19 protein-coding genes are annotated in these 21,431 nt (G+C 59.3%); all 19 read right to left on the bottom strand.

The annotated features are described in order from the left end of the window. Positions 1 to 13: 13 nt before the first annotated feature. Positions 14 to 1,471 carry a glutamate synthase subunit beta gene (locus tag AACZ26_RS07835; RefSeq protein ID WP_339620456.1) on the bottom strand — a complete coding sequence of 486 codons (1,458 nt, stop codon included), beginning with the start codon at positions 1,469 to 1,471 and terminating at the stop codon, positions 14 to 16. Further along, positions 1,464 to 6,038 (bottom strand): glutamate synthase large subunit, encoded by a 4,575-nt coding sequence (gene gltB / locus AACZ26_RS07830; protein WP_339620455.1) that lies wholly within the window; start codon positions 6,036 to 6,038, stop codon positions 1,464 to 1,466. Before gltB ends, AACZ26_RS07835 begins: the two co-directional genes overlap by 8 nt. A gap of 107 nt (positions 6,039 to 6,145) precedes the next feature. Further along, positions 6,146 to 7,195 (bottom strand): prolipoprotein diacylglyceryl transferase, encoded by a 1,050-nt coding sequence (gene lgt, locus AACZ26_RS07825; protein ID WP_339620652.1) that lies wholly within the window; start codon positions 7,193 to 7,195, stop codon positions 6,146 to 6,148. A gap of 33 nt (positions 7,196 to 7,228) precedes the next feature. Then, the gene (trpA, locus tag AACZ26_RS07820) at positions 7,229 to 8,011 is read right to left on the bottom strand and encodes a tryptophan synthase subunit alpha (RefSeq protein ID WP_339620454.1); all 783 of its coding nucleotides are present in this window, start codon (positions 8,009 to 8,011) and stop codon (positions 7,229 to 7,231) included. After that, positions 8,008 to 9,231: a tryptophan synthase subunit beta gene (trpB, locus tag AACZ26_RS07815; RefSeq protein ID WP_339620453.1), complete on the bottom strand. Its 1,224-nt coding sequence runs from the start codon at positions 9,229 to 9,231 to the stop codon at positions 8,008 to 8,010. The genes trpA and trpB overlap by 4 nt, the downstream gene beginning before the upstream one ends. Further along, positions 9,231 to 10,001 (bottom strand): indole-3-glycerol phosphate synthase TrpC, encoded by a 771-nt coding sequence (gene trpC, locus AACZ26_RS07810; protein ID WP_339620452.1) that lies wholly within the window; start codon positions 9,999 to 10,001, stop codon positions 9,231 to 9,233. Before trpC ends, trpB begins: the two co-directional genes overlap by 1 nt. Before the next feature lies 1 nt (position 10,002). Further along, a complete protein-coding gene (locus AACZ26_RS07805) occupies positions 10,003 to 10,233 on the bottom strand; it encodes a DUF6704 family protein (RefSeq protein WP_339620451.1) in 231 nt (76 codons plus the stop codon). A 60-nt stretch (positions 10,234 to 10,293) separates the two neighbouring features. After that, the gene (locus tag AACZ26_RS07800; RefSeq protein WP_339620450.1) at positions 10,294 to 10,863 is read right to left on the bottom strand and encodes a Trp biosynthesis-associated membrane protein; all 570 of its coding nucleotides are present in this window, start codon (positions 10,861 to 10,863) and stop codon (positions 10,294 to 10,296) included. After that, the gene (locus AACZ26_RS07795; protein ID WP_339620449.1) at positions 10,860 to 12,386 is read right to left on the bottom strand and encodes an anthranilate synthase component I; all 1,527 of its coding nucleotides are present in this window, start codon (positions 12,384 to 12,386) and stop codon (positions 10,860 to 10,862) included. Before AACZ26_RS07795 ends, AACZ26_RS07800 begins: the two co-directional genes overlap by 4 nt. Continuing rightward, positions 12,379 to 12,756 (bottom strand): phosphoribosyl-AMP cyclohydrolase, encoded by a 378-nt coding sequence (gene hisI, locus AACZ26_RS07790; RefSeq protein WP_339620448.1) that lies wholly within the window; start codon positions 12,754 to 12,756, stop codon positions 12,379 to 12,381. The genes AACZ26_RS07795 and hisI overlap by 8 nt, the downstream gene beginning before the upstream one ends. Beyond that, positions 12,753 to 13,505, bottom strand: coding sequence for an imidazole glycerol phosphate synthase subunit HisF (hisF, locus tag AACZ26_RS07785; RefSeq protein WP_339620447.1), 753 nt, complete (start codon positions 13,503 to 13,505; stop codon positions 12,753 to 12,755). The genes hisI and hisF overlap by 4 nt, the downstream gene beginning before the upstream one ends. 2 nt (positions 13,506 to 13,507) lie before the next feature. Beyond that, positions 13,508 to 14,347 carry an ATP phosphoribosyltransferase gene (gene hisG / locus AACZ26_RS07780; RefSeq protein WP_339620445.1) on the bottom strand — a complete coding sequence of 280 codons (840 nt, stop codon included), beginning with the start codon at positions 14,345 to 14,347 and terminating at the stop codon, positions 13,508 to 13,510. A 43-nt stretch (positions 14,348 to 14,390) separates the two neighbouring features. After that, positions 14,391 to 14,654, bottom strand: a complete 264-nt coding sequence (locus tag AACZ26_RS07775) for a phosphoribosyl-ATP diphosphatase (RefSeq protein ID WP_339620444.1) — start codon at positions 14,652 to 14,654, stop codon at positions 14,391 to 14,393. 59 nt (positions 14,655 to 14,713) lie between these two features. Then, on the bottom strand, positions 14,714 to 15,088 hold the full coding sequence (locus tag AACZ26_RS07770; protein ID WP_339620443.1) for an FKBP-type peptidyl-prolyl cis-trans isomerase: 375 nt from the start codon (positions 15,086 to 15,088) through the stop codon (positions 14,714 to 14,716). A gap of 136 nt (positions 15,089 to 15,224) precedes the next feature. Then, positions 15,225 to 15,896, bottom strand: coding sequence for a ribulose-phosphate 3-epimerase (rpe, locus tag AACZ26_RS07765; RefSeq protein ID WP_339620442.1), 672 nt, complete (start codon positions 15,894 to 15,896; stop codon positions 15,225 to 15,227). A gap of 13 nt (positions 15,897 to 15,909) precedes the next feature. Continuing rightward, positions 15,910 to 17,274: a transcription antitermination factor NusB gene (locus tag AACZ26_RS07760; RefSeq protein WP_339620441.1), complete on the bottom strand. Its 1,365-nt coding sequence runs from the start codon at positions 17,272 to 17,274 to the stop codon at positions 15,910 to 15,912. Further along, positions 17,271 to 18,191 carry a methionyl-tRNA formyltransferase gene (gene fmt, locus AACZ26_RS07755; RefSeq protein ID WP_339620651.1) on the bottom strand — a complete coding sequence of 307 codons (921 nt, stop codon included), beginning with the start codon at positions 18,189 to 18,191 and terminating at the stop codon, positions 17,271 to 17,273. The genes AACZ26_RS07760 and fmt overlap by 4 nt, the downstream gene beginning before the upstream one ends. A 54-nt stretch (positions 18,192 to 18,245) precedes the next feature. Next, the gene (locus AACZ26_RS07750; RefSeq protein WP_339620440.1) at positions 18,246 to 20,222 is read right to left on the bottom strand and encodes a primosomal protein N'; all 1,977 of its coding nucleotides are present in this window, start codon (positions 20,220 to 20,222) and stop codon (positions 18,246 to 18,248) included. A 2-nt stretch (positions 20,223 to 20,224) separates the two neighbouring features. Then, entirely contained in the window at positions 20,225 to 21,421 is a 1,197-nt protein-coding gene (metK, locus tag AACZ26_RS07745; protein WP_339620439.1) for a methionine adenosyltransferase, read from the bottom strand. Positions 21,422 to 21,431 lie beyond the last annotated feature (10 nt).

The following is a 21,431-nucleotide window of genomic DNA, read 5'->3' as shown; positions in this document are numbered from 1 at the left end:
GGTGGTGAAACTTCTAGAGGGACATACCGCGATCGTCCGGTCGAACGGGGAACGGCAATTGTGTCTCCCCCTCAAGGTAGCGATCAACAGCGGATGCTGCAGCCCTTCCCTCAGCGATCGCCCAGACTATGAGCGACTGGCCGCGACCGGCATCTCCTGCGACGTACACGCCGGGAGTTCCGCTCTCGTAATTGTCGTCACGAGTGAGGTTACCTCGAGCATCAGCTTCGAGTGGGAGCTGCTTGTCGAGCGTGTCAGTTTCTGGACCGGTGAAACCGAGGGCGAGAAGCACAAGATCTGCGGGGATCTCACGCTCAGTGCCAACCTTAGGCACGCGACGGCCGTCAACGAACTCGGTCTCTGCGACTCGAATGGCTCGAACTTCACCCACAGAATTGGTGACGAACTCCACTGTCGACGCCAGGTACTGGCGCTCGCCACCTTCTTCGTGGGCGCTGGAAACCTCGAACAACGTAGGTGTAAGCGGCCAGGGCTGGTGTTCAGGACGTTCGCTGGGGGGCTGCACGCCGATTGCGAGGTTGGTGACCGAGAGAGCGCCCTGTCTGTGCGCGGTACCGATACAGTCAGCTCCTGTGTCTCCACCGCCGAGCACAACGACGTGCTTTCCCTCCGCAGTGATTTGCTCGCTGACAGTGTCGCCCGCAACAGCGCGGTTCGATTGAACGAGATAGTCCATCGCGAAATGCACGCCTAGCGCATCGCGACCCGGAATCGGAAGGTCTCGAGGCACGGTGGCACCTGTCGCAACTACAACAGCGTCGTAGCGCGAACGCAGATCGCTCCAAGAGATATCGACGCCGATAGTGACGCCGGCACGGAACCGTGTTCCCTCTGCCTGCATTTGCGCCAGTCGAGCCTCAATATGACGCTTTTCCATTTTGAAATCAGGGATGCCATAACGCAGCAATCCTCCGATGCGGTCTTCGCGTTCGAATACTGCAACGGTGTGGCCAGCGCGAGTGAGCTGTTGCGCAGCGGCAAGGCCAGCTGGCCCGGAACCGACAACAGCCACAGTCTTACCTGTGAGCCGCCCAGGCGGGTGGGGCGTGACGTTACCGTCTGCAAAGGCTTGATCGATGATCGAGACCTCGATCTGCTTGATGGTCACTGCCGGCTGGTTAATACCCAGCACACACGAGCTCTCGCAGGGAGCCGGGCACAAACGCCCCGTGAATTCTGGGAAGTTGTTCGTTGCATGGAGGCGTTCAATGGCTTCCGCGCTCTCACCGCGACGCATGAGGTCATTCCACTCCGGGATCAGGTTGCCGAGCGGGCAGCCCTGATGACAAAACGGCACACCACAATCCATGCAGCGACCAGCTTGGCGTGTCAGTTGACCCGACTCCTGCTGCTCGTAGACCTCCCTGTAGTCCATCAGTCGAAGACTGACGGGGCGCCGCTTTGGAAGCTCTCGCTCTTGAACCTTGAGGAATCCCTTCGGATCAGCCACCGGTTACCTCCCTAATTCGTGCCCAAGTAACGTCCCCGTCGGGGTCGAGTCCCTCGGCTAATGCAGTCTCTCGAGTTTGGATGACGGCGGCGTAATCACGAGGGGTGACCTTCGTGAACTGGGCTGCCGTGGCATCCATATCTGCCAACATGCCTTCGGCAACGACTGACCCGGTCTCTTCGAGATGACGTTCGAGGAGATCCTTGACGATTTCGATATCGCCACTGCCGAGCCCGCTCAACACGAGCTCTCCCGAGCTCAGGGAGTCACCGTTGACGCGCTCCTCTCGGAGTTGGTGGATGTATGCCGTGCCGCCAGACATTCCAGCACCCAGGTTGCGACCGGTAGTGCCAAGAATAAGTGCCAGCCCACCCGTCATGTACTCAAGTGCGTGGTCTCCGACACCTTCAGCTACGGCAGTTGCGCCGGAGTTGCGGACCATGAACCGCTCGCCGACCTTGCCGCGGATGAAGATACTTCCGCTCGTGGCTCCGTAGCCGATGACGTTTCCGGCGATTACGTTCTTCTCAGCCGCAAACACGCTAGAGAGATCGGGCCGCACGACAACCGAGCCACCAGACAAACCCTTACCGACATAGTCATTGCTATCGCCATAGAGCTTGATCGAAATACCTGCTGGCACGAAAGCCGCGAGCGACTGACCGGCAGAACCGTGAAGCGTAATAGTGATCGTGTCGGTAGGAAGTCCGTGCTCGCCGTGACGACGGGTTACCTCGTGACCCAGCATGGTCCCGACTGCACGGTCCGTGTTGCGAACGTGCAGATCGATCTCTACCGGCTGCTTGTTTTCGAGGGCGGCCGCGCTCAACTGAATGAGCTGCTGGTCGAAGTGCTCAGCGAGTTCATGATCCTGTTCAACCGCGTGAGTACGAGGTTCAGTTTCGCTGAAATGCGGTCCTTCGAAGATAGGAGACAAATCGAGCCCGTCAGTTTTCCAATGCGAAACCGCCCGATCGACGTCGAGAAGCTCACTGTGTCCAATCGCTTCTTCGAGCGTACGGAAGCCGAGCTCAGCGAGATATTCACGCACTTCTTGAGCCAGGAACTCGAAGAAATTGACGACGAACTCAGGCTTACCCGTAAAGCGCTCACGCAACTCAGGGTTCTGTGTGGCTACCCCCACTGGGCAGGTGTCGAGATGACAAACGCGCATGAGAATGCACCCAGACACAACGAGAGGTGCGGTGGCAAAACCATACTCTTCAGCACCAAGCAGCGCACCCACGATGACATCGCGACCGGTCTTCATCTGGCCATCTACCTGAACAACAACTCGATCACGCATGCCGTTGAGCATGAGTGTCTGCTGAGTCTCTGCCAAGCCGATCTCCCAGGGAGTACCGGCGTGCTTGAGCGAATTCAAAGGGCTCGCCCCTGTGCCGCCATCGTGGCCGGAGACAAGAACGACGTCGGCTTTTGCCTTCGTGACACCAGCAGCAACTGCGCCAATGCCTTTCTGACTCACGAGCTTGACGTGGACTCGAGCAGACGGGTTGGACCGCTTGAGGTCGAAAATAAGCTGCTTGAGGTCTTCGATCGAATAGATATCGTGATGAGGCGGCGGCGAGATGAGCCCCACACCGGGCGTGCCGTGGCGCGTCCGTGCAATCCATGGATATACCTTGCCTGCAGGCAACTGGCCACCCTCACCAGGCTTGGCTCCCTGAGCCATCTTGATCTGGATGTCGTCTGCATGAGTCAGGTACATGCTTGTTACGCCAAAACGGCCCGAGGCAACCTGTTTGATGGCGCTGCGTCTCGTGGGATCGAGTAGTCGATCGACATCCTCGCCACCCTCGCCCGTGTTGGAACGCGCTCCGAGCTGATTCATCGCGATCGCAAGAGTTTCGTGTGCTTCCTTGCTGATGGAACCATAACTCATCGCGCCAGTGCTGAAGCGCTTGACAATGCTTGAAACCGGCTCGACCTCATCGATTGAGATGGGGGTGCGTTCATCCTTCTTGAACCTGAAGAGCCCACGGAGTGTCATCAGGTTCTCTGCCTGCTCGTCAACCTTGGAGGTGTACTCGCGGAAGATGTCGTACCGACGGTTTCGCGTGGAATGCTGGAGCTTGAAGACCGTCTCAGGGTTGAAGAGGTGCGGTGGACCCTCGCGACGCCACTGGTATTCGCCCCCCGTGTTGAGGCGTTCGTGAGCGGTGGGTGCACGATCTTCGGGATACGCAGCAACGTGCCGTTCAGCATTCTCTCGAGCGATAGCGTCGAGACCGACGCCGCCAAGGATACTCTTCGTGCCGGTGAAGTACTGGTCAACAAACGCCTGTGAGAGACCTACCGCTTCAAACGCTTGAGCTCCTGCATAGGAGCTCACAACGGATATACCCATTTTCGACATGATCTTCAAAACACCCTTGCCGAGGGCAGTGATGAGATTGCGAACAGCCTTCTCGGGCGTGACATCGGTGATGGTGCCGTTACGGACGAGTTCTTCGGCTGATTCCATCGCCAAATAGGGGTTGATCGCAGAAGCGCCATAGCCCACAAGCAGCGCAACGTGATGAACTTCGCGCACATCGCCCGCCTCAACGATCATGCCCACTTTCATGCGTTCCTGCTGGCGGATGAGGTGGTGGTGGACCGTCGCGAGCATCAACAATGACGGGATAGGCGCGAGGTCCTTGTTCGAGTCGCGATCGGAGAGCACGATGAACTCTGCGCCGGCAGCGATCGCCGCGTCCGCTTCAGCACACATCTCGGCAAGTCGAGATTCCATGGCCGAAGGGCCAGCGTCAACTCTGTACAGTCCCTTGATGGTCGTCGAGAGACGACTGCCGGGATGCGGTTCAATGTGCTGGATTTTGGCTAGCTCGTCGTTGTCGATCACGGGGAAAGGCAAAGCGACTTGCTTGGCGTGCTCCGGCGTGGCGTTCAATAGGTTGCGCTGGGGCCCGATGCCGAGTCGCATCGACGTGACGACAGCCTCGCGAATTGAGTCGAGTGGCGGGTTCGTGACCTGCGCGAACTGCTGAGTGAAGTAATCGAAGAGAAGACGCGGGCGTTGTGAGAGCACGGCGATCGGGGTGTCCGATCCCATGGCGCCCAGGGGCTCAGCGCCCAGCCGGGACATCGGCTCAATCAGAATGCGCACTTCCTCTTCGGTGTAGCCAAAGGTGCGCTGGCGTCGAGTAACGGAAGCAGGAGTGTGCACAATGTGTTCGCGCTCAGGGAGTTCCTCGAGTGCGATCCGCCCACTTTCAAGCCATTCGGCCCACGGTTGCGACGCGGCTAGTTCAGCCTTAATCTCATCATCTTCGATGAGACGTCCCGCTGCGGTGTCCACGAGGAACATCTTGCCGGGGCGGAGGCGCCCCTTGCGGACCACCTTCGTTGGCTCAACATCGAAGACACCAATTTCACTGGCGAGAACAACAAGACCATCGTCTGTTACCAAGTACCGTCCGGGACGGAGCCCGTTGCGGTCGAGCGTGGCACCCACGAGCGAACCATCGGTGAATACGAGTGCAGCCGGGCCGTCCCAGGGCTCCATGAGCATCGAATGGTACTCATAGAACGCACGACGACGAGGATCGGTATCTGTCTGGTTTTCGTAGGCCTCTGGCACCATCATCATCATGGCGTGCGGGAGCGAACGCCCGGCCAAGTTAAGAAGCTCTACAACCTCGTCAAACGACGCCGAGTCGCTGGCGCCGGGTGTATTAACCGGCAGGATGTCTTTGATGTCGCCGAAGACCGCCGACTCGAGCTGTGATTGGCGTGCGCGCATCCAGTTGCGGTTTCCCTGCACGGTGTTGATCTCACCATTGTGGGCAACCATACGGAAGGGCTGAGCCAGCGGCCACGACGGGAACGTGTTCGTCGAATACCGGGAGTGAACGAGAGCGAGCTTCGACGCGAAGCGCTCGTCGGACAAGTCAGGATAGAAGGGCTCTAGCTGGAGAGTAGTCACCATGCCCTTATACGTGATCGTGCGGCAGGAGAGTGACGGGAAGTACACGTGCAGATCACGTTCCGAGCGCTTGCGCAAACGATAGGTCTGACGATCGAGATGGATGCCGCGAAGCGTGCCCTTCAGGTCGACTCGCTTCGACTGCAAAAACAATTGCTCGAACGCAGGCATGGCCCCGCGAGCAAGGGAGCCGAGCTCGCCGGGCTGAATGGGAACTTCACGCCAACCGAGGACGGTGAGGTCTTCCTCTTCCGCGAGCCTCTCGATACCCTCCTTCACTTCAGCGCGCGCTGCAGTGTCGAGGGGAAGGAACGCGATGCCGACCGCGTAGCGCCCCATGGAGGGCAGCTCGAAATCGACAACGTCGCGGAAAAAGGCATCCGGAATCTGAGTCATGATGCCAGCACCGTCGCCGGTGCCAGCGTCGGAACCTACAGCGCCACGGTGTTCGAGATTACGCAACGCCTCAAGGGCGGTTGCAATAATGTCGTGACCGGGAGTGCCGCGCAGAGTCGCCACCATGGCGAGCCCGCAAGCATCTTTCTCATTTGTTGGGTCGTACATCCCCTGTGCTGCGGGGATAGAACCAAAGCGTTCAAAGGGTGGGGTAACAGCCATGCCGTACCGTCCTCACGTATTACTGGTGCGGAGAGGGACTTCTATGGCCCAGAGACAATTTTCGGTGCCTGTTTCAGGCCCGAGAGGGTGCGACCGCTTGTGGCGGACTATTTCGAAGCTATGACGGGAGCGGACTCCTCGACAGCGTTGACGACAATGTCATGCTCGGAATAACGATCTTCGGAGTTTACAACACCATCGGCACTCCACACGTGACCATCCACGTAGGCCGTCTTTTCCGCGCCGACATGACGGCGTGACTGAATGATGAAGAGCACCACACCAATCACGATTGTCAGCAGGGCACCCCAGACATTCACCCGCAGTCCCATGATGACCTCGCTGGGGTCGATCCGGATCGATTCGAACCAGACACGGCCGATGCCGTACCAGATCATGTACAGCGCCCAGACCTTGCCCCACTGCAGTCGCACAGGGCCGGTGGGAGCGAATACCGGAAGCTTAAGTCCGAGAACATGCTTCTTCACGAATCCGTACTGGCGCTCCATCGTGAGCAAGAACACGATGCCGACCACATTCCAGATCATCTCGTAGAGGAATGTGGGGTGGAAGAGCGTGTCGGCAGGAAGTCCGACAGGGATCGCGGAATTTCCGGAGTCGATCTGAAGCCCCCAGGGAAGCGCAGTCGGCTGACCGAAAAGCTCTTGGTTGAAGTAGTTACCGAGGCGACCGATGGCTTGCGCCAATAGCATTGCGGGAGCGAGTGCATCCGCAAAGCTCCAGAACCGGATGCCGGTCATGCGAGCACCGATGAAAGCTCCTACCGCACCGCCGATGAGTGAGCCGAAGATGGCGTTACCGCCGTTCCAGATGCGTATAATCTCCCACGGGTCGGCGCCCTCGTAGAAGTAATCACCGGGATGAGTGGCGACGTGATAGAGGCGCGCACCAACCAGGCCCAGAGGAACAGCCCAAATGATGATGTCGAGCACAATTCCGGGCTCAGCTCCGTGACGCGTGAGTCGTCGGGAGGTCAACATCGTCGCGGCAATGATGCCCAGCAAGATGCAAATCGCATAGGTGTTGATCTGCACAGCTTGTCCGAAATTGAGCCCCACAGCACTGAACCACTGATCAAACGGGATCGTAACAAGCGTCGACCACGAGTCAGGTGGGCTCGGGATACTGAAGGGCACTAATGACAAGGAGGTCACCTTTCTGGACTGCGACTAAGCAAGAGTACCGGTCGCGAGTGACGCTGCAGTCTTCGCAACAGCATCCACCCCGCCGGACGACAACGCACTAACGAACACTGAGCCGACAATCGCGCCGTCGGCATAGGTCAAAACTTCTCGTACTTGGTCGGCTGTGGAAATACCCAAGCCGACACACGCGCTGGTAGACCCTGCATCGCGCAACCGCGCCACGAGAGTCTTTGCTGCGGCATCCACGTCAGATCGTGCGCCAGTGATCCCCATGGTTGAAACGGCGTACACGAAACCAGTGCTCGCTCCTACAGCGCGAACAAGACGTGCATCGCTCGACGACGGAGCCGCGAGAAAGACGCGATCAAGCCCGGTGCGCTCTGAAGCGGCTATCCAATCAGCTGCTTCATCGCTCACGAGGTCAGGGGTGATGATTCCGGCTCCGCCAGCGGCCTTAAGCTCGTCAGCGAATCGATCGACTCCGTACTGCATGATGGGGTTCCAGTAGCTCATGAGAACGACCGGCGCCGACACGCGGGAGGTAATCTCGCGGACCGCATCAAAACCATCCTGAAGGCGAAAACCATTCGACAAGGCTGTCTGGGTTGCCTTTTGGATAGCGGGCCCGTCCATCACAGGGTCGGAGTACGGCAGGCCAAGCTCGATAACATCGACACCATTATCAGCCATCGCGACAGCAGCTTCGATGCTCTCCGCAACAGTCGGAAATCCTACGGGTAGGTACCCGATGAGGGCGCCGCCGCGTTCTCTGTTGGCGCGGGTGATCGCCGCTTCTACTGCACTCACTGCTGCTCCCCTGACTTCTGGCCGTGTGCAGAATCAATCAGTTCGAAGTACTCGGCAGCGGTTTCCATGTCTTTGTCTCCACGACCGCTGAGGTTCACGAGGATGACCGAGTCTGGACCTAGTTCTTTGCCGAGCTTGATTGCGCCAGCTAGAGCGTGAGCCGACTCGATTGCCGGAATGATGCCCTCGGTGCGGCTGAGGAGCCGCAGAGCTTCCATGGCTTCAGCATCCGTGATGGGCTCGTAGTTAGCGCGACCAATGTCTTTGAGCCACGAGTGTTCTGGTCCGACACCCGGATAGTCGAGTCCTGCTGAAATAGAATGCGACTCAACTGTTTGTCCTTCGTCGTCCTGAAGCATGTAGCTGCGAGCTCCATGCAGAACACCCGGGCGACCCCGAGTAAGGGTGGCAGCGTGCCGTTCAGTCAAGTGACCTTCGCCAGCAGCCTCGTAGCCGTAAAGAGCGACATCTGCGTCGTCGAGGAACGCATGGAAAATACCCATCGCATTGCTGCCGCCGCCCACACACGCCGCGACGGCAGTGGGAAGCGCACCGGTTGACGCGATGACCTGCTTACGCGCTTCGTCACCAATAACACGGTGGAAGTCACGAACCATCACGGGGAAAGGATGAGGACCAGCGACAGTACCCATGAGGTAGTGCGTGTCTTCCACATTGGCGACCCAGTCACGCAATCCCTCGTTAATGGCGTCCTTGAGAGTGCGAGAGCCTGCTGTCACTGGGATGACTTCAGCACCGAGAAGACGCATGCGTGCAACGTTCAGCGCCTGACGCTCCGTGTCGACCTCGCCCATATAGACAACGCACGACATGCCGAAGAGTGCTGCGGCCGTTGCGGTAGCCACGCCGTGCTGACCGGCACCAGTTTCTGCGATGAGCCGCGTCTTGCCTAAACGCCGCGCAAGCAGCGCTTGGCCGAGAACGTTGTTGATCTTGTGCGAACCCGTGTGATTGAGATCTTCCCGCTTCAGAATAATCCGGGCTCCGCCAGCGTGCTCAGCGAAACGCGGGACCTCGGTGATGATCGACGGTCGCCCTGTGTAGCTTGCATGAAGCTCAGCGAGCTCGGCGATGAACGCCGGATCATTCTTCGCCTCGTTGTAAGCGGCATCCAGTTCATCGAGGGCCGCGATGAGCGATTCAGGTACGAATCGGCCGCCAAACTCACCAAAGTAGGGGCCCAGTTCATCTTTCAGCATTAGCAGTCCAAAAAGTCTTGCAGAGTAGCGATGGGATCGCCTGTGACGAGAGCTTCGCCGACAAGAACGACATCCGCACCAGCGTTGCGATAGTGCGCAACATCCGCGGCTGTCTTAACAGCAGACTCTGCGATGCGGATCACTCCGCTAGGAATCTGATCAGCGAGTTCGCCGAACAAATTTTGGTCAAGTTCGAAGGTGCTCAAGTTGCGAGCGTTGACGCCAACCAAGCTAGCGCCGACGTCGAGTGCTCGAGAGACTTCCTCAGCCGAGTGCGTTTCGACCAACGGAGTCATACCCAATTGCACAATCAGGTTGTACAACGTAGTCAACGTCTCTTGATCGAGTGCAGCCACGATCAAGAGCACGAGGTCAGCGCCAGCAGCACGAGCCTCGAACACTTGATAGGGCTCAGCGATGAAATCCTTGCGCAACACCGGCAGACGCACAACAGACTTCACCATTACGAGGTCTTCAAGTGACCCGCCGAAACGACGTTGCTCGGTGAGCACGCTAATCGCACTCGCTCCCCCGGTTTGATACGAGGCAGCAAGCGATGCCGGATCACTAATCTCAGCGAGAGCGCCCCGGGAGGGGCTCGACCGCTTGATCTCGGCGATGATGTGCACGCGGTCTCGAGGAGAGAGTGCTTCTAGAGCATCCAGAGCCGGAACAGCGTCAGCAGCAGCGCGTTCGACAGCGGCCAGGCTGACCGACTCTCGACGGACGGCGGCATCTTCAAGAGCGCCGTCAACTAAATCGGAAAGCACTCTAGCTGTGCGTCTTGGGGGTGAGCTTGTCGCCACCCACGCCATAGCCAAGACGCTTGAGCACCTGGCCGACAATCAGGCCAACGACAACCAGCCCGGCCGACGCGAATACAAGCCACGCGATGTTGAACCAGAAAGCGAGCGTTCCGATCGTGAACGCGACCAACATGATCACTACAGCGGTCCATGCCGCCGGGGAGTTTCCGTGGCCGGGGTCAGTATCAGTACTCATCAGGCTCCATTCTTTGCTGATCCTAAATTGTAGCGGGACTATGGCACTCGGCGTTGCCAATCAGCGTTCTGTCGGATCGATTCCACGACTTTGTGCATCCCACTGAGACGCTGGATCATCGGCGACAACGACAGCTGAACGTTCGTATTTTTTTGTCGCGGTCGGCCAGCGATGGGCGGAGACTGACGCAAAGCCCCCGAAAACCACCACCAAAACACCAGCGATAAGCGCCGTATACGACCAGGGGGTGCCTTCGAGCGTGACGACGAGGCCTCGAACAGAATCGATGCCACCGATTCCTGTCGATTGCGTGATCAGCTCAGACGATGCGCGTACGGGATCAGAAAGAGTTGATTGGCTGACTGCAACGATCCCAGCGCCCACGGCTGCTGCGACGACACCGAGTACGCGACGGACGAGCACGGATGCAATGCTCAACGCCGCCACGAGAGCAAAAATCGAGAGTGCAAGTGCGGCCAAAGAGCCTGCCGCGTCGCTTCCTAATACTTCCACTGTCACTTCATCTTGCAGGGTGATCATGAACCAGCGTTGAGTCCAGGTGAGCATCACAAGCGCAGCCAACAGAAAGAGCCCACCGAGGGCTATTGCGCGGGACCGTCTCCAATTCATGAGCTCAACTTCGTCATCGCATTCGCAACAGCAACGGCCCTCAACGGTGCTGCCGCCTTGTTCTGAGCCTCCTGATGCTCGGCGGCTGGATCGGAATCGGCCACGAGACCCGCACCCGCCTGCACTCGAGCCACTCCATCAACGATCGTGACCGTTCGGATAGCGATGGCAAGGTCCGCATCTCCGGCGAAATCGAAATAACCGACGACTCCTCCGTAGACACCGCGCTGGGCGGGTTCGAGCTCATCGATGATCTCGAGAGCGCGAGGTTTTGGTGCCCCGGAAAGCGTGCCTGCCGGGAACGTCGCGCGGAACACATCAACCGCTGTCGCGCTGGGACGCAAGTCACCTTCAACCGAGGAAACAAGGTGCATGATGTGGCTAAACCGTTCCACCTGCATGAATTCTGTTACCGCTACGGTCCCCGGGGTGCACACCTTGAGGAGGTCGTTGCGTGCCAGGTCAACCAACATCAGGTGCTCTGCTCGCTCTTTGGTATCGGCGAGCAGCTCCTCAGCGAGTTCAAGATCCCGCTCGGTATCGCTTCCGCGCGGCCGGGAACCAGCAATCGGATGCATGTGCACTCGCTTTTGAGTGACCTTCACAAGCGCTTCAGGGCTTGCACCCACGATGGAATAGGGTCGGCCATCGATATCGACGAGAGAAAGCAAGTACATGTACGGAGAGGGATTCAGCGTGCGCAAGACGCGATACACGTCGAGCGGTGTCGCCGAAACCTCGTGGTCAAAACGCTGCGAGATAACGACCTGAAAAACATCGCCATCACGGATGAACTCTTTTGACCGCTCGATGGCCGTCGCGTAGTCCTCGGGTGTCGTGCGCGGAGTTGGCTGCGGCTCTTTCTCAATATCGACATCGGCAATGAAGGCCTCAGTCGGTTGAGCGAGCCCCGACTGAAGCGAATCAAGTCGAGACTGTGTCGCGATCCACATCTCTTCTACGTTCTCGTGACCATCGTTAAGCGCCGTAGAGATCAGCAGGACTGTGCCGAAACGGTGGTCGAGTACGACGAGGTCAGAGACGAAACTCAATGCCTGACTCGGTACTTCAAAATCAGCGGGCGGCGCGTCCGGAAGGTTTTCGAGTTCGCGAACAGCTTCCCAGCCAATGAACCCTACAAGTCCGCCGGTCAGCGGCGGGTGGCCTTCAACGCGAGGCGTCTTCCAGCGCTCGTTGAGATGCGCGAGCGCTTCGAGCGGCGCAGTCGGGCAGTCCGCTCCGAGAATGCGCTCCCGCGGCATCCCGTAGTCGATCCACTCGACACCGTTGTCGTGTTGTGTCAGCACGCCGAAGCTTGAGACGCCGACGAAGGAGAAACGCGACCAAATACCGCCCTGTCCGGCCGATTCGAGCAGGAATGTGCCAGGGTGCGCCTGCGCGAGTTTGCGATACACGCCAACGGGAGTCTCGCCATCCGCGAATAATTGACGGATCACGGGAACCACCCGATGACCTTCAGTAGTCAGCTGGCCGAACTCTGGCCGAGTCGTCGTGCTATTCATCGAAGGACCCGTGAAGCGGAACAAGCGGATCAACGTCAAAACACGAATGGTTACCTGTGTGGCACGCCGGGCCGACCTGTTCTACGCCCACGAGGAGCGCGTCCCGATCACAATCAAGCGCCGCTGTGCGCACGTACTGGTGGTGTCCGCTGGTGTCGCCCTTGCGCCATAACTCCTGACGACTTCGACTGTAGAACGTTACGCGACCCTCGGTAAGGGTTCGTGTGAGCGCTTCAGCGTTCATATAACCCAGCATGAGCACCTCTTTGGTATCCCACTGCTGGATGATCGCCGGTAGTAGGCCATCCGCAGCGAACTGCGCACGTTCCAACACATCACCTACCGTTTCGAGAGTCAGTTCATCGCTCATCGTGTAACCAATCCATGACTAGTGAGTGCAGCCTTTACGTCTCCAACAGTGAGCTGACGGTTATGAAACACGGATGCCGCAAGCACCGCATCAGCACCAGCATCGATTGCCGGGGCAAAGTGCTCTACCGTGCCAGCGCCACCGCTTGCGATGACAGGCACTGTAGCAAACTCGGTGATGGCAGCAACGAGCTCGAGGTCAAATCCGTCTTTCGTGCCGTCAGCATCGATTGAGTTGACGAGCAACTCTCCCGCTCCCCGTTCCATTGCTTCACGGGCCCAGGCAAGCGCGTCACGATCAGTTTCGGTGCGACCACCGTGAGTCGTGACAATCCACCCGTCACCCCGTCGTTTGATGTCGAGGCTCAGAACGAGCACTTGTGCACCGAAACGGTGCGAGATGTCGTCGATGAGTTGCGGCCGCGCGAGAGCGGCACTGTTTACACCCACTTTGTCGGCACCGTGAGCCAGAAGTTTTGACACGTCGTCAGGTTCGCGAACTCCGCCACCGACGGTGAGCGGAATGAATATCTGTTCTGCCGCGGACCGCACAACCTCATACATCGTGGCGCGTCCCTCGACAGTGGCCGTCACGTCAAGGAAAGTAACCTCATCGGCACCCTGCTCGTAGTACAAGCGAGCGAGAGAGACCGGATCGCCAGCGTCGCGAAGATCCTTGAAGTTGACCCCCTTGACCACGCGACCATCGGCGACGTCCAAGCACGGTATGACGCGTACAGCGACCGACATGACTAAATCCTCGCTGCGTGAATGGCGCTGACCAGAATCGCCCGAGCCCCAACAGCGTGGAGTTCGTCCATGACGTGATTGGTGTCGACACGGCGGACCATCGAACGCACCGCAACCCACGCGGGGTCTTGGAGCGGGGAAACAGTGGGGCTCTCGATGCCCGGAGTCACCTTCGTGGCTGCATCGAGCAAAGCAAGGGGAACGTCGTAGTCGATGAGAACGTACTGGCGAGCGACGAGCACACCCTGCAGCCGGCGTTGCAGGGTCGCGCTGCCCGCGACGTCTGTACCCGAGCTGATGAGCACCGCAGTCGAGTCGAGAATGACGGGACCGAAAATTTCCAGACCTTGGGCCCGCAACGTTGAACCTGTAGAGACAACGTCAGCCACAGCATCCGCAACACCAAGTCGGATCGCAGATTCAACGGCGCCATCGAGGCTCACGAGCTCTGCTTTCACACCGTTGCGCTCGAGAAAAGCACCAACGAGTCCTGCATAGCTCGTGGCGACGCGCACACCGTTGAGCTCGGAAAGGTCATTAAATCGACCTGGCTCGCCAGCGAACCGGAATGTTGACTCTCCAAAGTCGAGACTTGCGATCTCTGTAGCGGCGGAACCGGAATCCAAAAGAAGGTCACGGCCGGTGATACCCACGTCGAGCGCACCCGAGCCGACGTATGTAGCGATATCGCGCGGGCGGAGGTAGAAAAACTCAACACCATTGCGTTCGTCACGCACGTTCAGTGCGCGTGGGTCACGACGCCCCACATAACCCGCTTCGTACAGCATCTCCGAAGCGATTTCACTCAGTGAACCCTTGTTGGGCACTGCAACTCTTAACATGTCAGCTCTCAGTCAGTTGGTGCGAAAAGTGATCGTGGGGACATCACAGATGTCGCCACACATCCTCAGGGCTGAGCCCTTTAGCAACCATCAGAACCTGCAGGTGATAGATGAGTTGGGATATCTCTTCCGCAGTTTCTTGGTCAGATTGGTACTCCGCGGCCATCCACACTTCAGCGGCCTCTTCGACAATCTTCTTGCCGATTGAATGCACTCCAGCATCCAACAGAGCAACCGAACCGGAGTCGGCCGGGCGTTCAACCGCTTTGCGGCTTAGTTCAGCAAAAAGTGCGTCGAAGTCTTTCACATGTCAAGGGTACCGCCCCGGAGGACGGTCCCTTGCCGCATGACAGCCGATCTGGGTGACTAGTTCGTGCCGAGCAGGTCGATCACGAAGGTCAACGTGCGTCCGGAAAGCTGGTGGCCTGCACCGGCAGGACCATACGCGAGGTGCGGCGGGCAGATGAGCTGGCGACGACCGCCAACCTTCATGCCGGGGATTCCCTCTTGCCAACCGCTAATGAGAGCCATGAGCGGAAAGTTGATGGACTCGCCGCGGCTCCACGAAGAGTCGAACTCTTCGAGCGTTTCGAAATCGACGCCCAAGTAGTGCACGTCAACAGTGGATCCGGCCTTCGCTTCGGCGCCGGTTCCCTCTTCAATGTCGATGATGACGAGCTCAGTGGGCGCAGGGCCCTCGTAGAACTCGACCTCTGGCTTTGTTTTTGCTGAATCAGTCATTCGACTAGTCAACCAGATCACTCAGGAGGAATAGGGCACCATTGAGCGGAAACTCAGCGTGTTCGCTGTCGGCAGCATCATCAGAAACAGTCTGTTCGTGTGCGTTGCTTCCATGCCGATTGACGCCGACCGGCGATCAGTGCTGAGTATGACGGTGCGCGTTCGCCCGCGCGCGCAAATCTGAAACGCTCAGGGAGGGATCGTCGCCACGAAACACAGAAGAGCCCGCGACGAAGGTATCGGCACCCGCAGCCGCGGCTATCTCAATCGTGCGCTCATTGACACCGCCGTCGACCTGCAGCCAGACATCAAGACCACGCTTGTCAACAAGTTCACGGAGTTGCGTCAGCTTCGGCATCGTGTCTTCCATGAAGCTCTGGCCGCCGAAACCAGGTTCCACTGTCATTACAAGGACCTGGTCGAATTCCTCGAGGAGCTCGAGATAGGGATCGATCGACGTGCCAGGTTTGATAGCGACACCGGCTCGGGCACCTTTCGCTCGGAGCGTGCGGGCGAGTGCAACAGCATCCGCGGCAGCCTCCGCGTGGAAGGTAACCCCATAGACGCCAAGGTCGGCGTAGTCAGGGGCCCAGCGATCGGGCTCGGTGATCATCAGGTGAACGTCGAGCGGGATCGAGGAAACCTGCTGGATGCGCTCTGTCATCTGAAGTCCGAACGTCAGGTTCGGCACAAAGTGATTGTCCATAATGTCAACGTGCACGAGATCCGCGTTCGAAATCTTCGCGATGTCCCGCTCAAGATTCACGAAATCGGCCGCCAGAATGCTGGGGTTAATTCGAACAGACATAACCAAAACCTCTCTATGCGTCAGCTTTGACAAGCAGCTGGATGAACATGGCGTCTGTGCCGTGCCGGTGAGGCCACAATTGCACGTGGGTTGCGTCAGGCAAGTCAAGCTCGGTCTTAGCGAATCCTTGGATCACCGCTGGAGTGTCTATCTTGGTCACTCCCTCAACCTTGCGCAGTACAGAGCCAACGATCGCCTTAGTCTCTGCAGCGTGCGGTGAACACGTGACGTAGGCCAAGACTCCGCCCGGTTTAAGCGCCTTCAACGCCGACTTCAACAGCGCTGTCTGGATGGCCCCAAGCTGTGCCACATCACCTGGCTGCTTGCGCCAGCGCGCCTCCGGTCGGCGGCGGAGGGCACCCAGTCCCGTGCACGGCGCGTCGAGGAGAATGCGGTCAAACTGCTCGGGATGCTCCTCACCGATCTCGACGCCATCTTTCTCCCACACCTCCGGTGGAGCCTCAAACACAGCAAGGGCATTGCGCACGAGCTTCGCGCGGGCCGGTACAAGTTCGTTTGCGGTCAGCGTTGCGCCACCCACCAGAGCTTCTGCGGCCAGCAGGGCAGCTTTGCCGCCGGGACCGGCACACATGTCCAGCCACGACTCCCCTGCTTCAACGGGGCGAACACGACTCAGCGCGAGCGCTGCTATCTGCGAGCCTTCGTCTTGCACGCGCGCCCGCCCCGAGGCAATTGCCGTGTTTTTAGACGGGTCTCCTTCGCGCAAGGTACCGCCAATCGGGGAATACTCGGACAGAGTCACGTCGATGTCTTCAGCCTCGGAAAATCCCGGCAGTGCCGCAACAGAAACGCGCGCGGGCACGTTGTCTGCCGCTAAAAGTGCCTCAAGTTCAGCCTCACGGCCTTCAGCAACGAGCACTTGCCTGAACGCCCGTGTGACCCAGAGCGGATGCGAATACGAGAGTGCGAGAGCTTCCTCTCCCGAGCCTGCGGCACCAATCACGCGTTCGCGCCACGTTTCGGCATCATGCTTGGTGATCGCACGCAAGACGGCATTGACGAAGCCCACCGCGGAACGCGAGCCGATCGTCTTTGCGAGACGCACTGACTCGTCAACAGCGGCGTGCGATGGAACACGCATCGACAAGAGTTGGTGTGTAGCCAAGCGCAACACATCAAGCACGGGAGGATCGATTCTCGACACCGCACGACCAGCAGCCTGCGCGATAACCGCGTCATAGTAGCCCTGCATGCGCAAAGTCCCGTACGTCAGTTCGGTCGCGAGTCCGGCATCCGCGCTCGAGAGCTTTGCGCGATCTATATGAACAGGAAGGAGCAGATTGGCATAAGCATCTGACTCGCGCACCGCCATAATGACGTCGAGCGCGACCCGACGGGCTGACTGTGCGTAGCTCACGAGGCCACCACCTCTGATTCTGAATTCAGGCCGCGCCACCAGGCTGCGGCATCCATTGCTTTACGCCCCTCGGGATGCACCCGGAGAAGTTCTAGTGGGTCGGTTGCCGTGCCGACCAACACTCTCTTGCCCACGCAATCAAAGTGCCCAGGAGCGAGCGTCGCGGTGTCGCGGGCAATAGCGGCTTCAAGCACCTTCAGGCGACTGCCGCCGATCGACGTCGACGCGCCCGGCTCAGGCGTAACGCCACGGATACGGTTGTGCACTGCCTGAGCGGGTGCTGACCAGTCAATGCGGCCGTCATCAAGCGCAAGCTTGGGGGCCACGGTAACTTCGCCGGTCTGAGGCACAGCGTGAGCTGAACCATCAGCAAGAGAATCGACAACGTTCGCCAGCAGGGTCGCGCCGGAGAAGGATAACTGTTGCAGTAGTGAGCCAGCAGTCTGCTGTGCGCCTATCGGTTCGGTCATCGTTGCGAAGATATCGCCAGCATCGAGCTGTTCCACAAGCTGGAACACCGTCGCGCCTGACACCGTGTCTCCTGCCATGATGGCTCGCTGTACGGGAGCAGCGCCCCGCCACTGAGGCAACAACGAAAAGTGCAGGTTAATCCAACCGAGACGCGGAATCGTGAGTACCGTGGCGGGCACGAGACCGCCGTAGGCGACGATCACTCCAAGGTCGACTCCCAGATCGTCAATCGCGGATGCCGCAGCAGAATCGAGACGGTTGGCCCGGATAACGCTCACTCCAGCCTCTTCTGCACGAGCGGCCACGAGTGTGGGAGTCATCACGCGACGGCGGCCCTGCGGCGAGTCGGTCCGCGTGAGGACTCCAGCAACCTCGTGCTCGGAACGCAAGAGGGCATCGAGACTGGGAACAGCTACCTCGGGGCTACCGGCAAAAAGGAGTCGCAAGGAAGTCATCCACCAATTGTCTCGCGAAATGGCGTGATCACGCGCACACGATGATTAAAGGTCGACAAAGGGCTCCAGATCGTCGAGATGAACTCGCAATCCTGGTGGAGATTGTTGGGCCCGAGGAGTGCCCGGTTTTCGGCTACTTCGAGACACCGTCGTTGCGGCAACAACGAGAGCCTTCAGCTGTTCCGCGACTGCTGCACCATCTTTGTAGTCGAAGCGAATAATCGTGCGGACGAGGCCACCCGGCAAGTCAACGGGGCCCAAGATGTCGAGTGGCGCAACCGGCAATTGCCTGATGGCATCGTCAATCAGGGCGACTGTGCCAGTGAGCGTAGCTACGCGCACCGCGGGTGGAAATCGGAGTTCTCTGCGATCGGCAAGCTCCGCTTGCGCGAAATCTTCTTGACGCCACGTCACGAGCGATGTCGCGAGAGAGCCGCCTACCCCCACGATCACAGTAGGAGCGCCATCGGCTCCCAACGCAATCGCGTTGGACCACCACCTCAAGCAATCCTCGGCGACCCGCAAGCTTTCTCGCGAGAGCATCCCGGCTCCATCAAGAAGGAGTATCGCGCGATACCCACCCTCGGCTACCGGCTCAGCGCCACGAGTTGCGATGACCAACGAAGGTTCATTTGTAACCGTCAGAACTTGATGGTCGCCGTCGGCGACAATCACGCGATAGCCCGGGAAGGCTCGCCCGAGTTCATCAGCAGTTCTCGCGCTACCCGAACCCACCATGCGCAACCGTGTGCCATCGCACTCACGACAGCGCCACTTCACTGCGAGAGCACCGCACCACACACAGCTGGGCGTCGCGGATGCCGAACGCTGAGCGAGCGGACCGGCACACGTCGTGCACCGTGCCGTCTGGGCGCAATCGGTACACGCGAGCCGTGGAGCGTAACCCGGACGTGCGACCTGAACAAGCACGGGCCCCTCGTCAAGACCAGCACGCGCGGCCTTCCACGCCGAGGATGGAATACGGGCAATCGCTGCCAGCCGATCCTGACTGACTTGATTCGCCGAAGGGATCACTTTTGGCGGCCGGATTCCCCCTGGGCGGAGTGCAACAAGCCAGCCGACTTCCACGAGTCGTTGCACTTCCGTGCTGCGGGAATGGCTCAAGAAGACAAGAGCACACTGTTGCTGCTCTTGGCGAAGAAGGGCAGCATCACGAGTGTGGATGTACGGCGAAAGGTTTTCGCTATAGAGCGAATCCCCGTCATCCCAGACAACGATGACGCCGAGGTTGGCGGCCGGGGCGTAGACAGCAGATCGGTTGCCAATGATGACGTAGGGAGTGCCGTCGTGCGTGCGCAGAAAGTTGCCGTAGCGTTTCTGGTCGCTCTGACGTGCGTCCAATCGGAGAACGCGATCATGGGGCAGCAGTGCCGCCGCAGCCGCCTGAAGCTGTTCTTGATCACGAAAATCAGGCGTGGCCAAGATGGCGGTTGTGCCCCGAGCGAGAGCCTGAGCCGCCAACTCGACCATCGTGATCGCCCAACGCCCTACCCACACGCCAGGGGCGACTTCAGCGACGCCGGTTGGCGCAGCAAGAGCAGCTCGCTTTCGTTGCGTCACGAGAGTCGTGATCGCCGCCTCGTCGAAGAACGCGACAGGCTTGAGCTCACCCGTGGGCTCGAAAGTCGCTGTTGAGGGGTCGGGCAGGGTCTTCTCCGCGCGTGCGTGTCGCTTGGGGATCCCCAAGCGCAACACATCAGCAGCGTTGCCCGATGCACGATCGGCTGCCGTACGAGCAAGGGTCCAGACTTCTGGAGTCAGCACAGGGAAAGGCGAAACGACGGCTTCGAGTTCGCTCAATTTGCCCGAGTAGGCGACGGTATCAGTCAGTTCGACAATCCACCCCTCAACCAGCCGACCCAAAGTCCTTAATGGCACTTTGACGCGAACGCCAGCCTTCGCGTCGGCGCGGAGCTTCTCGGGGATCGCGTAGTCAAAGAGCCTGTCAAGTTGCGGCAGCGGCGAATCAATGAGCACCCGAGCGATGGATGCGTCACTCATCGCTACAGGCCGGCCGCCTGGCGCAGCGCGTCAACGCGGTCGAGTCGTTCCCACGTGAACTCGGGAAGTTCGCGACCAAAGTGACCGTACGTTGCCGTCTTCGCATAGATCGGACGCAGTAGATCTAGATCCCGAATGATCGCGCCAGGGCGCAGATCAAAGACTTCGTGAATCGCGCCCAAGAGAGCTTCATCGGATACGTGCCCGGTGCCGAAGGTCTCTACATAAAGACTCACCGGTGCTGCGCGACCGATCGCATAGGCAATCTGCACTTCGACACGATCGGCAAGACCTGCGGCAACCGCGTTCTTCGCAACCCACCGCATTGCGTAGGTGGCGGAACGATCGACTTTCGACGGGTCCTTTCCGCTGAAGGCTCCCCCGCCGTGGCGCGCAGCCCCACCGTAGGTGTCCACGATGACTTTACGACCGGTAACGCCGGCGTCGCCCTGTGGGCCGCCAATTTCGAAACGACCGCTCGGGTTCACGATCGCCTGCAGCGAGGAAAGGTCAAGGCCAGAGCTCTCCGCTATCGGGCGCACTACAAGCTCCTCGATCTCCTGGCGCAACTGGGCAGTCGAGACCGACGGCGAATGCTGCGTGGAGAGAACAACTGTCTCGATACTGCGAGGCACCGAGCCCTCGTAGCCCACGGTCACTTGTGTCTTTCCGTCGGGACGCAAATAGTCGACGAGCCCTTGTTTGCGCACCTCGGCAAGACGCTCTGCCATGCGATGTGCAAACCAAATGGGGGCAGGCATCAACTGCGGAGTTTCATTGGTCGCGTACCCAAACATCACACCCTGGTCGCCAGCACCCAAGACGTCCAATGCGTCATCTGAGTTCTCTTCTCGCGCCTCGAGAGCCCGGTCCACTCCCTGAGCGATATCAGGAGACTGAGCGCCAATAGAGATCGAAACACCACACGATCGGCCATCGAAGCCCACGGTGGACGAGTTGTAGCCGATCTCCGAAATGCGATCACGAACTATCGCCGGGATATCGGCGTAAGCCGATGTCGTGACCTCACCAGCAACATGCACGAGACCGGTCGTCACCAAGGTCTCCACGGCGACTCGAGCGTGCGGGTCTTCCGCGAGTAGCGCATCGAGGATGCCATCGCTGATCTGGTCACAGATCTTGTCAGGGTGTCCCTCGGTAACAGACTCCGAGGTAAAGGTGCGCAGGGGCGAAGTCATAAGCCGTCTC

It is taken from the genome of uncultured Salinibacterium sp. (assembly GCF_963974405.1).
Lineage (GTDB): Bacteria > Actinomycetota > Actinomycetes > Actinomycetales > Microbacteriaceae > Rhodoglobus.
This window is presented reverse-complemented; position numbering and strand designations above follow the sequence as displayed.